Raw genomic sequence first — 12456 nt, 5'->3', positions numbered from 1 at the left:
CATGGCTTTTTTCGTAGGTAGAGCTTGGCGGCAGTCATTCATCACGATCGTGAATCGATGCCGCGAACTGATTCAAACAACTGATTGGACGAGAAACCGACGGCGGTCGATACTGCCGTCATGACCACAAATGATTATACTCTCTATGGCGAGAGGCGAGACACGCGTCGCAACATGGCGCGCTTTTATGCCCTCGAAATTACCACGGATCTCCTCGGGGGATTTCGCTTCGAGCGTCGATGGGGACGGATCGGCCAACATGGGCGGTTGGCCGTGGAAATGTATTCGTCAGCCTCGGAGGCAAAAAGGGCCTTGGATGCCTGGAGGGCGCGAAAGTTCTCGACATCGTCCAATGCTTACCTGCCGAAGGACCTGAAACGTTGAAGGCCCGTCGAACCAGACGCGCCCTCCTCTCTCGATCCAATGCAAGCGGATAGACCCGGCACGCTCAGCGATCAGCGCGGCTCTTGTCGTGAATGGCGTCGCGCACCACGCCGTATGACGCGCCCCAGGCATCGGTCATCTCCGCCCTCACATCCCATAATTCAGGAAAGAACCGGTGTCGGGCTCCCGCCTGCAGAATATCCACCGGGCGGCCCTTGAGCGATTTGGAGCCGAGCCCGATCGACCGCTGAATGAGGTAGACGTGATTGGCGCGGAACTTTTGGAAAAGTTCGTCGAATTCCACCAGCGCTTCGGCCGCCACGTAGCTGTCGCCGTGATCGTATCGGCTGTCATAGACATCCTTGACCGTCAGCCCCTTGCCGTCGAGATAGCTGGCCTTGAACGCGTCCCAGAGATCATAGGGCATACGCAACAGAAGCTTGAAACCCGGCGATTCCTGGCCTGAGCCATTGCCGAGCTGGAGCCGGATTTCCTGATATTCCTTGGGCGACATGGTCTCGAGCACATCGAGTTGTTCGGTCATCAGCCGCATCAGCCGGTGGACGCGCCCCATAAGCGTCACCACGCGATGCGTGTTGGCCGCGTTCAGATACTCGATCACATCGACGAGGGTGTAACAGATCAGCTTCATCCAGAGTTCTTCGACCTGATGGACGATCTGAAACTGCAACTCGTCAGCATTGCAGAGATCGTCCAGAGGCTTCTGACATGTCAGCAGGCGATCGCAATTCAAATAGACGCCGTAATCGAGCATCTGCGGCTGTTCGATCATGTCGTAATAATCGCGCTTGGTCTTCATTCCTGCTTCTCCGCTCAACATTTCGAGCGTCAACCATATCCTGCATGCCTGCGAACAATGTCTTGAAAACATCGCCCAATCCGACAAAGTGCAGGCCAACGTCTTTCATTCGCTCATTTCATCAGGACGATGTTCCATGGACCAGATCGATCGCAAAATCCTCCATGCGCTCGAACGAGATGCGCGGACCTCCTTCGCGGATCTCGCCGACATGGTCGGATTGTCGAAAACACCGTGCTGGACACGTGTCAAGACATTGGAGGCGGAGGGCTACATAACCGGCTACCATGCTCTTCTGGACTCCAAGCGTCTGGGATTTTCATTGGAAGCCTTCATCCATGTTTCCGTCGACCTGACGATGGCGGAACAGTTCGAGGCCGCGGTCATAAAGCAGCCGCTGATTCTGCGATGTCACGCCACCACCGGCGACGCAGACTACACTCTGCACATCGCCGCAGCCGACATGCCCGGTCTCGATCGCCTTCTGAGGGATGTGATCTGTCGGCTGCCGGGCGTGCGCAAATTCGTGACGTCCTTGATTACGCGCGACGTAAAACCGGCGGCGCGGATGATGTACGCCGCCGACGGGCTTTGACAATTCGTCACTGAGGGGAGGGCCCTCTGCGCCGGAATCGCGCGCCGCGTCTTGACACCTCAGATCCGACAAGCTCTGTCAGCCTGACGCAGTGCGGACGTTCGGACATCTATAGACGAAAAGGAAGATCAGTTATGAGCATCGAATACAAAGGAAAATCGATTGCGAGCCTCGCGGCCATGCTCCAGACCGGCGCACTCGCTCCACGCGACCTGATCGAAGCTACGTTCGACGCCATCGCCAATCATTCCGATCGAGCCGTCTTCACATGCCTCCTGCAGGATCGGGCGAGGGCGGAGGCTGACGCCGCAGCACGCAGGCTGAAAGAGGGACGTTCCCTCGGTCTTCTCGACGGCGTACCCTTCGCCTGGAAGGATCTCTTCGACATCGAGGGCGTGACGACGACCGCAGGCTCGGTCGTGCTTTCCGATCAGGAACCCGCGCGCACCGACGCCGATGTCGTCAAGGCGCTGGCGTCTTCCGGGATGGTGAGCGTCGGCAAGACCAATATGAGCGAATTTGCGTTCTCGGGGCTTGGGCTCAATCCCCATTACGGGACGCCGCGCAACCCCGCGTCCACTAATGAGGATCGCATCACGGGCGGGTCGTCATCGGGATCGGCCGCGGCCGTCGCCGCGGGCCTCGTCCCGGCAGCCATGGGCACCGACACGGGCGGCTCCATCCGTATACCCGCCGCATTCAACGGCATCGTCGGCTACAAGGCGACGCGCGGCCGCTATTCAATGAGAGGCGTCTATCCCTTGGCGAAGAGCCTGGATTCGCTGGGCCCGCTCACCCGCACGGTTCAGGACGCCATCTGGATCGACGCCGCCATGTGTGGTCTCACGGCGCCGCAGATATCTCGACGTCCACTGGTTGGCCAACGCTTCGTCATCGCCGAAACCGTTTTTTTCGACGGCGCGGAAGAGGGGTGGCCAACGCCTTCGAAGCGTCGGTCGAGCGTCTGGCCCGCGCCGGCGCCGTTATTCGCCGGCAGGCTTTTCCGGTCATCTCCGACATCTTCGCGCTGATGGCGGAGCGTGGGCCACTGGTCACCGCGGAAGCCTTTGCTTTGCACAAGGACCGTTTGGCCGGTCCGGAAGCGGCGCGCATGGATCCGCGCGTCGTTGCCCGCGCCACTCTCGGCGAGCGTATCAGCCTGCCGGATTACCTTCATATTCTGGAGCGTCGGCAGGCAATGCAGGCAGAATTCGCCGCCGCGCTTCAACCAGGGGAACTGGTGCTGACGCCGACATTGCCGCATGTCGCGCCGCTCATCGAACCGCTTCTCCGACATGACGACCTTTTCTTCGCCACAAATGGCAAAACGTTGCGCAATACGTTGATCGGGAATTTTCTGGACTGGTGCGGTGTCTCGATACCATGCGGATCCGGGGACGCCGGCATGCCGGTAGGGCTGATGATATCGGCCTTAGCGGGAGACGACGATGTTCTGCTGGCGGCAGCCCTTGCGGCAGAACCTGTTGTTCGAGCAGATATTACCTCAAGGTGACAAAGTCACGCCGTTTATTGGCGAACTGTTCGACATCCTAAGCGCTTCATCTCGCTCGCCAGCGGCATTTCACTCTGGCCGCACATCAATCCCTGAAGGCATGCGCCGAAGCCGGGTTGAAACGCAGATGCACGTTCGCCCCGTGACCCAGGCCTTCCAGCATCGGATGGCCGAAGGGCAACCGCACCGAGATCGGCTCGCCTGCGCCGATATCGACGAGAAGATGGGTGTTGTTGCCGAGGAAGGTCAGATCGCGCACCTGTCCTGAAAGTGCGCCATCGCTCGTCCCGCGCGCCAGTTCGATACGCTCCGGCCTGAGCAGGAGCGAGGCCTTTCGCCCTGTTCCCTGGCTGTGCAGCGGCACGCCCGAGACCGTGACGCCGCCGGGCAGAGCGAGCGTGCTCATGCCGCCATCCACCTGGACAATATCCGCTTCGACGAAATTGGAATCGCCGACGAAGCCCGCGACGAAGCGCGTCGCCGGATCGGCATAGAGTTCTTGGCCCGTGCCGATCTGGTCGATCTTGCCATGGCTGAACACGGCGATGCGGTCGGACAGGCGCAGCGCCTCTTCCTGATCATGGGTGACATAGAGAATGGTGACGCCGGTTTCCTGATGGATGCGGCGAATCTCGAACTGGATTTCCTCGCGCAGCTTCTTGTCGAGCGCCGAAAGCGGCTCGTCCATCAACAGCACCGGCGGCTCATAGACCAGCGCGCGGGCGAGCGCCACGCGCTGCTGCTGGCCGCCCGACATCAGCGCGGGCTTACGGTCTTCGAACCCTTCGAGGCGCACGAGACGCAGCGCCTCCTTCACCCGGCGTTCGACATCGGCCTTCGGCAGCCTCCGGATGCGTAAGGGAAAAGCGACATTCTCTCCCACGGTCAGATGCGGAAACAGCGTGTAGCGCTGGAAGACCATGCCGATATTGCGCTTGTGCGACGGCGTGTCGAGCAGCGTCTTGCCATTGAGCAGAATATCGCCCTGGGTCGGATCCTGAAAACCGGCGAGGATATAGAGCGTCGTCGACTTCCCCGACCCGGACGGTCCGAGAAAAGTCATGAACTCGCCCTGCCGCACATCGAGCGTCACGTCCTTCACGGCGGTGACGGGGCCGTAATCCTTGCGGATGCCGCGGATTTCGAGAAAGGGTGAGGTCATGATTTCCGTCCCTTGCGGACAAAAGCCGCGATGATCATCAAAAGCATGGTGAACAGGATGAGAAGCGTGGAGGCGGCTGCGATCACCGGCGTCAGATCCTGCCTAAGCGTCGACCAGATCTTCACCGGCAGCGTCTGCAGCGTCGGGCTCGCCATGAAGATCGCCAGCACCACCTCATCCCAGGAGGCGAGAAAGGAGAACACCGCCGCGCCGAACAGCCCATGGCTGATGGCCGGAACGGTGACCCTGAGCCGCGCTTCCCAAGGGGATGCGCCACAGAGAATGGCGGCGTCCTCGATGGATTTGTCGAAGCTTTCCAAAGCATTACCGATCGAAATGATCGAGAAGGGCAGGGCGATCAGGAGATGGGCGATGATGAAGCCGAGCGTCGTGCCCGCCAGTCCGATCTTGAGGAAGAAAGCGTAAAGCGCCACCGCCAGCACCACCACCGGCAGGATCATCGGGGTGAGAAACAACGCCCGCAGCGTCTCCTTACCGAAAAAATGTCCACGATTGAGGCCGAGCGCGGCCAGGAAACCTATCACCACCGAGAGCGCCGTGACGATCAGCGCGATCTTGAGGCTGGTCCAGGCCGAGGACAGCCAGCGCGGATCGGCGAACAGCTCGGCATACCAGCGCGTCGTCCAGGACGGCGGCGGAAAGATCAGCCATTGCGACGAGCCGAAGGACAGAGCGGCGATGAAGACGATCGGTAGAATGAGGAAGAGGCACACAAGCGTGGTCACGCCGAGGAGCAGCCATTTCCACGCGCCGAGTTTTTCGAAATCCAGAAGCATCGCGTCCTCCTCAGCTCGTCCGGCCGGCGCCGAAGAAGCGCAGTTGTACGCCATAGAGGATCAGCGTCACCACCAGCAGCACGAAGGCCGCAGCGCCGCCCATGCCCCAATTGACCAGCGACTGGACGAACTGCGCCACCATTTCCGCCAGCATCATATTGGCCGTGCCGCCGAGCAGGGCAGGAGTGACGTAGTAGCCGAGCGCCATGACGAACACCATCAGTGCGCCGGCGGCGATGCCGGGCAGCGACAGCGGCAGCAGGATGCGGGTGAAACATTGCCAGCTATTGGCGCCGCACAGCGCGCCAGCCCTGAGGATCGCGGGGTCGATCGACCTGATGACGCCGACAAGCGGCAGGATCACGAAAGGCAGCATGATATAGGTCATGCCGATGGTGACGCCGACGAGATTGTTGACCAGCGCCAGGGGTTGCTCGATCAGGCCGAGCGCCTTCAGCGTCTTGTTGATGACGCCGGTGCGCTGCAACAGCACCATCCAGGCATAGGTGCGGGCGAGAAGATTGGTCCACATCGACAGGATGATGATGGCGAAGACCAGCCGCGACCAGCGCTCCGGCATGACCGCCAGCGCCCAGGCGACGGGATAGGCGATCACCACGGATAGAAGCGTCACCACGCCGGCGACGAGAAAGGTATTGGCGAAAATTCGCACATAGGTGCCGGACCCGATCAGTTCGGCATAGTTCTGCAGGCCAAACTGCGGCTCGGTGAGGCTGCGCAGCATCAGACCCGTGACGGGAGTCAAGAAGAAGAGAACAATGAGAATGAGCGCCGGCGCGACATAGGCGAGGGCGTTTCCGCGCCGCGCCGGTCCCCGTCTCAGCGCGACTGTGGCGCTCGTGGTCATGGCAATGATTCCGGTGAAGAATGAGCCGGCCGAGCTCAGAGATCGGCCGGCTATGTGGTGTGAAGGTTACTTCGCCTGCCAGTCGTACCAGCGCTTGCCGATCTCATCACGGTGTTCGGCCCAATAGTCCATGTCGGCATTGACCTGGCTGTCGGCTTGAATGTCGGGCAGCGTCTTGCGGATCGCTTCTTCCATCAACAGGTTGGAGTCGAGATTGGTGGGCGCATAGCCGGTCGTCATGGCGAACTGAGCCTGCTGCATGTCGGCGGTCGCATGCGCGATGAACTTCATCGCCGCGTCCTTGTTCTTGGCGCCCTTGGGCACGACGAGCGAGTCGGCGGCGGTGATGTTCTGGTCCCAGGAGGTCTCCACCGTGACGCCAGTCGCGGCGAGCGCGGTCAGGCGACCGTTCCAGAACGAGCCGAACGGCGCTTCGCCGGAGGCGAGCAACTGCTGCGAAGCGGCGCCGCCGTCCCACCAGACGATGTCGGCCTTGATCGTGTCGAGCTTCTTGAAAGCGCGGTCGAGATCGAGCGGATAGAGCTTGTCGGCAGACACGCCATCGGCGAGCAGCGCGGCCTCGATCACGCCCGGAGCCGACCACTTGTAGAAGGCGCGCTTGCCGGGGAATTTGGCGGTGTCGAAGAGATCGGCCCAGGTCTTCGGGCAATTTCCGGCGATGTCCTTGTTGCAGCCGATGACGAAGGAATAATAGAAACTGCCGACCGAGTAGTCGGTGACGAAACGCGGATCGAGCTTGGACTTGTCGATCACCGAGAAGTCGAGCTTCTCGAGCAGTCCCGCCTTGCCGGCCTGCACAGCGTAGTCGCCTTCGACATCGACGACGTCCCAGGTCACATTGCCGGCCTCGACCATGGCCTTGATCTTGCCGTAGTCGGTGGGGCCGTCCTGAATGACGTTAATCTTGGTGTTGGCGTTGAAGCTATCGGCCCAATTGGCCTTCTGCGCGTCCTGCGTGGTGCCGCCCCAGCTTGCGAACACCATGTCCTCGGCTTGCGCTGCGCCGGTGAAGCCGACCACAGTCATGAGAGCGGCGATTGCGAATGATTTTTTCATGTTCCCGTTCCTTGTTTTGATTTTTGGCATTCACGTGGTTTGGATAGGCGCACTCCCGCCGAGCGGCGAAAACGCCGCCGGCTTCATGATCTTGTTTTCCGCAACCTCGATCAGGTCGCGGATCTTTGGCAGAAAGGCGCGCCAGGCGGGGTCCGCCATCAGGCGGGCGCGGCGCGCGTCACGGTCATCAAGGCTGTCAAAAGCCCAGATATGAACGATCTCGTTGATGGGGCCGACTTCCGAGAAGAAATAGCCGACAAGCTCGCCGAGATGCGACTTCTGGATGGCGATGCCCTCCTCGCCCACGACCTTGAGATAATCGGGGATCGCGCCATTCTTCAGCCTGTAGGTGCGGATCTCGTAATACATAGCGTCACCGCATCACGAATGGATCGGGGATGGGATCGTCGGAGGTGCGAACCCAGACGGTCTTGGTGCGGGTGTAATCGAGCGCTGCGGCAAGCCCGCCCTCGCGTCCCTGGCCGGACTGGCCGAAACCGCCGAAGGGCGCAATCGGAGAAACCGCGCGATAGGTGTTGACCCAGACGACGCCGGCGCGGATGCGCTTGATCATCCGGTGGGCTCGGGTGAGGTTCTGGGTGAAGACGCCGGAGGCCAGACCGAACGGCGTGTCGTTGGCCAGTCTGACCGCCTCCTCTTCCGTCTGGAAGGACAGCACCGACAGCACCGGACCGAACAGTTCCGTCTCGACCGAAGGCGAGGCGACGCCGTCGCAATCGAGCACCGTCGGCGCATAATAGAAGCCCTTGTCGCCGAGCTTGCAACCGCCAGTCACCAGCTTTGCCCCGGCGGCAATCGAGGCAGCGACCGTCTTCTCGATCAGCGCACGCTGGCGCTCGGTGCAGAGCGGGCCGACCTCTGTCGCCATATCCAGCGGTTCGCCGATGCGGATCGCCTCGGCGCGGGACTTGAGAATGGCCAGAAACCGGTCCTTGACGGAGGCTTCGATGATCAGACGCGAGCCGGCCACGCAGGACTGGCCGGTGGCGGCGAAGATGCCGGCGATCTGGGCATTGGCGGCGCTTTCGAGATCGGCGTCGGCGAACACGACGAAGGGCGATTTGCCGCCGAGTTCAAGCGAGGTGCTTGCGAGGTTTTCGGCGGAATTCCGCACCACGGCAGCCGCCGTGCCGGGACCGCCGGTGAAGGCGATATGCGCCACTTTCGGATGCCGGGTCAGCGCGCTGCCGCAGGACGGGCCGAAACCGGTGATGACATTGACGACGCCAGCCGGAAAGCCAGCCTCATGCACGAGACGGGCGAATTCCAGAAGCGGAGCCGGGCCGTCCTCGGAGGCCTTCACCACGACCGTGCAACCGGCCGCGAGCGCCGGTCCGAGCTTGACCGCGGAGAGAAACAGCTGGCTGTTCCACGGCACGATGGCCGCGACCACGCCGATCGGCTCGCGCCGGAGCCAGACATCCATATCGGGCTTGTCGATCGACAGATAGGCGCCCTCGATTTTGTCGGCGAGACCGGCGTAATAGCGGTAATAGTCTGCGACATAAGCGATCTGGGAGGATGTTTCGCGTATGATCTTGCCGGTGTCGCGGGTTTCCAGCTCTGCGAGGCGGCTCGCGTTGGCGGCCACGAGATCGGCGAGCTTGTAGAGAAGCTTGCCGCGCTGTGTCGCGGTCATACTGGCCCAGGGGCCGGACCAGAGCGCCGCCTCGGCGGCATTGACGGCCCTGTCGACCTCGGCTTCGCGGGCCTCGGGCATATCGGCCCAGGCCTCGCCCGTCGCAGGGTCGATGCTGGAAAAGCGTCCGCCGCCATCCTCGAATTGTCCGTCGATATAGAGCTGAAAACGCTGCATCGGGCTCTCCTCAGCCGAAGGCCGGCATGACCTCGGCGATGAAGCGTTCGAGCGACGCCTTCTTGCGCTCGAAGCTCATGCCGGTGTCGATCCAGAAGGAATATTCGTCATAACCGAGCGCTTCATAGGCCTTGAGACGGGTGATCACCTCGTCGGAAGTTCCGATCGGCATGTTCGCCCGCATGACCTCGGGCGAGAGATTGGCGTTGGCCGCGATCTCTTCGTCCGTCAGGCGTTGGATGAGACCCTGATGAATGGGCCGCTCGTTCTTGAACCAGGCGAAGAAGTAATTGTAGTAGACGCTGACTTCCTTCATCGCCTGCTGCACATCCGCCTCGTCAGAGCCGACATAGGTGTGCAGAAGCAGCATGATCTTCGGCCTGGCGATATCGGGGCTCTTCTCGCAGGCGGCGTTGAAGCGGCCCATCAGGCTCTCGATCTCGGCGTCGCCGTTCCAGAGCGGCGTCACCTGCACATTGCAGCCTTGCGCGACGGCGAATTCGTGGCTGTTGGGATCGCGCGCCGCTACCCAGATGGGCGGATGCGGCGTCTGGACCGGCTTCGGCGCGGAGGTCGTGGAGGGGAACTTCCAGAATTCTCCGTCATGCGCATAGTCGCCAGCCCAGACGCCTTTCAGCGCCGGAATCAGTTCACGCATGCGCTGGCCCGCGCCCCATGCGTCCAGTCCCGGAAGAAGGCGTTCATATTCAAAGCCATAGGCGCCCCGGGCGATGCCGACATCGAGACGTCCGCCTGTCACGATGTCGGTCATCGCCGCTTCGCCCGCAAGCTTGATCGGGTGCCAGAAGGGCGCGATCACCGTGCCCGTGCCGAGCCGGACATTCTTGGTGCGGCGGGCGAGATCGGCAATGTTGATGAAAGGATTGGGGGCGATGGTGAAATCCATGCCGTGATGCTCGCCCGTCCAGATGGCGTGCATGCCGCCGCGATCGGCGATCTCGCACAGTTGGACGAACTCCTCATAGAGCTCCTGATGGGTCTGGCTGGCGTCCAGCCGCTCCATGTGAACGAAGAGCGAGAATTTCATGCGTCACCCTCTGACGGCCTGGGCATGAACCCGGCCCTTTTCCTGATTACCCACATAGACGCCGAAATTGCCGAGGCTGGCTTCGGCGGCGTAACGCTTGAGCACATCCCGCGTCGCGGCGTCCACGATCCGCTCCATCGGCAGCGCGTCGATCGGATAGAGCGCGCCTGACGCGACAGGCCCGTCGCCGAGAGCGGCGCGATAGACCACATGCTGACGCCGGGTCTTGGTGTCCTCATAAAGGGAATAAAGCAGACCCGGCTGAACGGCGAGGCCTGAGAGCGCGGCGACGGCATCGGTCAGCGCATCAAGGCCCTCGCCGCTCGCCAGCTCGACGCCGGGCAGGCCGAGCGAACCGTCGGATGTCTCCACCAGAAGCACCTGTCCATCCCGTTCGGCCACCGCGCTCAGATGCTGCGGCATGTCCTGGCCGGCGAGCAGCGCCTTATCTGCGAGAACGGGCGAGAAATAGCCTCCGCGGGCATAGCCGAGACCGGCCTGACCGGAATTCTCAAAGGCTTCGACGCGGCCGATGAGAATGACGTGATCGCCGGCGTCGATCACCTGATGCATGGCGCAATCGAACCAGGCCGCAACATCCGCGAATACAGGCGAGCCATGCGGCCCCTTGCGCCAGTCGACGGCGGCGAAGCGGTCCTCGACCGGTCGCGCGAAGGTGTTGGAGACGTCCTTCTGACCTTCCGAAAGAATATTGACCGCAAAGCCAGAAGCCGTGGTCATGGTCGCAAAATTGCGCGATGTCTTGGCGAGACAGACCAGCAGCAGCGGCGGATCGAGCGAGACGCTGGTGAAGGAATTGGCGGTGAAGCCGATCGGCGCCCCAGTGGCGTCATGGGTGGTGACCACGGTGACGCCAGTCAGGAAGGCGCCGAAGGCGTCTCTCAAAGCTCTCGGTTCAAGCGTCATGGCGGGCCTCCTCCCTCGTCCATGTCATCCATTCGGTCAGCGCCGCATTGACGGCTTCCGGCGCCGTGAGGTTCACCATATGGCGGTGCCCCTCGATGATCACCGCCCGGCCGTTTCGGGCGGCTGCCGCCATGGCCTCGGCCATCGCAGGCGTCGAATTCAGATCGCCGTCGCCGGTCAGAAACAGCGACGGGCAGGTGACGTGAGGCCAACGATCCGCATAGGTCGCATCGCCGCCGGCGAAAGCGCCATAGGCGGTGGCGTAACCCTGCTGATCGACCAGCGCCAGCAGGCGCCGGGACAGGGCGTAAGCCTCCTCATGCTCATGCCCTTCGCCAAACCAGCGCCGGAGCGGCGCTTCACGATCGAACGCGCCTGTGACGATTTCCGCCGCCCGCGCCTTCACCGCGTTGCGGGCCGCGTCGTCCCGCATGTAGACGCCGTTCAGAAGCGCGACCCGCGCTACGTGATCGGGCGCCTCGGCGGCGATACCGCCTGCGATCAGCGCGCCCATCGAATGACCGGCGACGCTGACCGGCCCCCTGCCGAGTTCGACCAACACCGTTGCGAACCAGGCTACGAAATCCTCGAGCGACGCGCCGAGGGGAAGGGGCGGCTTTCGCCGTGGCCCGGCAGATCCACCGCGATCACCTCGAAGCGCTTCGACAACGCCTCGATCTGCGGCGTCCAGGCTTCGAGCCGCATGCCCACGCCATGGATCAGAACGAGCGGATCGCCGGCGCCCGCCACGGCATAGGCCGCGCCCGAGGGCGTCTTACACCGCTGCGGGATTGGCGACATCGTGGCCCAACTCCTTGAGATCCTCGTAGCGATTGCCGATCCGATGATGCGGACGCCCGCCGATCGACGCGCCGAGCGCAATGACGATTTCATCCGCCGCCGGCGCATCCGGAATGGCGCACTGAATGGTGAGGTAGTGCGAACGACGGCCCTCGTCGTTCTTGTCCATCAGCGGAATCATGATCGGAGCGTTGGCCGGCCCGCGCGTGTTGCAGAAGGCGAGATAGGATTTGGCGCCGACAGCATGGCGATAGTGATTTCCGAACCGGAGCGTGTGGATCAGCGCCGAGGCGTGTTCGATTTCACCATCCAAGCCAACGACAGCGCTTTTGCCATAGCCTTCGACCGCCTCGCCTGAGCCGGCGACATCGAGGATCATCTTGGTCAGGAGCGCGCCGAGCACGGGAGCCGCCGCGTGGATTTCAGGCTTGAGGTCCTCGACGAAGCCACGGCCTGCCCAGGGGTTTTTGATCACCGCCATGGCCGCGATCATCTTCAGGGGAACGGCGGCTTCCTTGCCGCCCTCGATGAGCGTGTTTTCCACATGAAGAAGAGTTTTGCGTATAACGGGAACCAAGGCCGCCTCCTGTCACTTCGTATGACTGCATGTTGGTATACCATAAGACG

14 protein-coding genes and 1 pseudogene are annotated in these 12456 nt (G+C 62.2%); 3 read left to right on the top strand and 12 right to left on the bottom strand.

All coding sequences use genetic code 11. The features are described from left to right. The first annotated feature begins 120 nt into the window (after positions 1 to 120). Positions 121 to 384 carry a WGR domain-containing protein gene (locus H2O14_RS25275; protein ID WP_182830141.1) on the top strand — a complete coding sequence of 88 codons (264 nt, stop codon included), beginning with the start codon at positions 121 to 123 and terminating at the stop codon, positions 382 to 384. Between the two features lie 64 nt (positions 385 to 448). Here the strand turns inward: H2O14_RS25275 and H2O14_RS25270 are convergent, their stop codons facing one another. Further along, positions 449 to 1204: a tryptophan 2,3-dioxygenase family protein gene (locus H2O14_RS25270; protein WP_182830084.1), complete on the bottom strand. Its 756-nt coding sequence runs from the start codon at positions 1202 to 1204 to the stop codon at positions 449 to 451. Positions 1205 to 1340: 136 nt separating this feature from the next. Here H2O14_RS25270 and H2O14_RS25265 point away from each other — a divergent pair, with 136 nt between their 5' ends. Next, a complete protein-coding gene (locus H2O14_RS25265) occupies positions 1341 to 1799 on the top strand; it encodes an Lrp/AsnC family transcriptional regulator (RefSeq protein WP_182830083.1) in 459 nt (152 codons plus the stop codon). A 140-nt stretch (positions 1800 to 1939) separates the two neighbouring features. Next, positions 1940 to 3312 (top strand): annotated as a pseudogene (locus H2O14_RS25260) (amidase). A gap of 85 nt (positions 3313 to 3397) precedes the next feature. On the opposite strand, the gene H2O14_RS25255 reads toward H2O14_RS25260, so the two are convergent. The 11 genes from H2O14_RS25255 to H2O14_RS25210 all read right to left on the bottom strand — a co-directional run bounded on the left by H2O14_RS25255 (position 3398) and on the right by H2O14_RS25210 (position 12406). Further along, the gene (locus H2O14_RS25255) at positions 3398 to 4474 is read right to left on the bottom strand and encodes an ABC transporter ATP-binding protein (RefSeq protein WP_182830082.1); all 1077 of its coding nucleotides are present in this window, start codon (positions 4472 to 4474) and stop codon (positions 3398 to 3400) included. After that, complete coding sequence (locus H2O14_RS25250) at positions 4471 to 5271, bottom strand: ABC transporter permease (protein ID WP_182830081.1); 801 nt, start codon at positions 5269 to 5271, stop codon at positions 4471 to 4473. Before H2O14_RS25250 ends, H2O14_RS25255 begins: the two co-directional genes overlap by 4 nt. A gap of 10 nt (positions 5272 to 5281) precedes the next feature. Next, positions 5282 to 6139: an ABC transporter permease gene (locus H2O14_RS25245; protein WP_182830080.1), complete on the bottom strand. Its 858-nt coding sequence runs from the start codon at positions 6137 to 6139 to the stop codon at positions 5282 to 5284. 66 nt (positions 6140 to 6205) lie between these two features. Next, complete coding sequence (locus tag H2O14_RS25240; RefSeq protein ID WP_182830079.1) at positions 6206 to 7216, bottom strand: ABC transporter substrate-binding protein; 1011 nt, start codon at positions 7214 to 7216, stop codon at positions 6206 to 6208. A gap of 30 nt (positions 7217 to 7246) precedes the next feature. Further along, entirely contained in the window at positions 7247 to 7585 is a 339-nt protein-coding gene (locus H2O14_RS25235; protein WP_182830078.1) for an NIPSNAP family protein, read from the bottom strand. Between the two features lie 4 nt (positions 7586 to 7589). Beyond that, entirely contained in the window at positions 7590 to 9053 is a 1464-nt protein-coding gene (locus tag H2O14_RS25230) for an aldehyde dehydrogenase (protein ID WP_182830077.1), read from the bottom strand. 10 nt (positions 9054 to 9063) lie between these two features. Beyond that, a complete protein-coding gene (locus tag H2O14_RS25225) occupies positions 9064 to 10101 on the bottom strand; it encodes an LLM class flavin-dependent oxidoreductase (protein WP_182830076.1) in 1038 nt (345 codons plus the stop codon). Positions 10102 to 10104: 3 nt separating this feature from the next. Next, entirely contained in the window at positions 10105 to 11028 is a 924-nt protein-coding gene (locus H2O14_RS25220) for a flavin reductase (protein ID WP_182830075.1), read from the bottom strand. Further along, a complete protein-coding gene (locus H2O14_RS25215; protein WP_312858739.1) occupies positions 11018 to 11719 on the bottom strand; it encodes an alpha/beta hydrolase in 702 nt (233 codons plus the stop codon). Before H2O14_RS25215 ends, H2O14_RS25220 begins: the two co-directional genes overlap by 11 nt. Next, a complete protein-coding gene (locus H2O14_RS29130; protein WP_312858733.1) occupies positions 11605 to 11922 on the bottom strand; it encodes an alpha/beta fold hydrolase in 318 nt (105 codons plus the stop codon). The genes H2O14_RS25215 and H2O14_RS29130 overlap by 115 nt, the downstream gene beginning before the upstream one ends. Continuing rightward, positions 11804 to 12406, bottom strand: a complete 603-nt coding sequence (locus H2O14_RS25210; protein WP_182830074.1) for an amino acid synthesis family protein — start codon at positions 12404 to 12406, stop codon at positions 11804 to 11806. Before H2O14_RS25210 ends, H2O14_RS29130 begins: the two co-directional genes overlap by 119 nt. Positions 12407 to 12456: the final 50 nt, after the last annotated feature.

The organism is Rhizobium sp. G21 (assembly GCF_014158035.1).
In the GTDB taxonomy this organism is placed as follows: domain Bacteria; phylum Pseudomonadota; class Alphaproteobacteria; order Rhizobiales; family Rhizobiaceae; genus Rhizobium_E.
The sequence above is the reverse complement of the archived record's forward strand: the minus strand, read 5'-3'. Positions and strand labels throughout refer to the sequence as shown.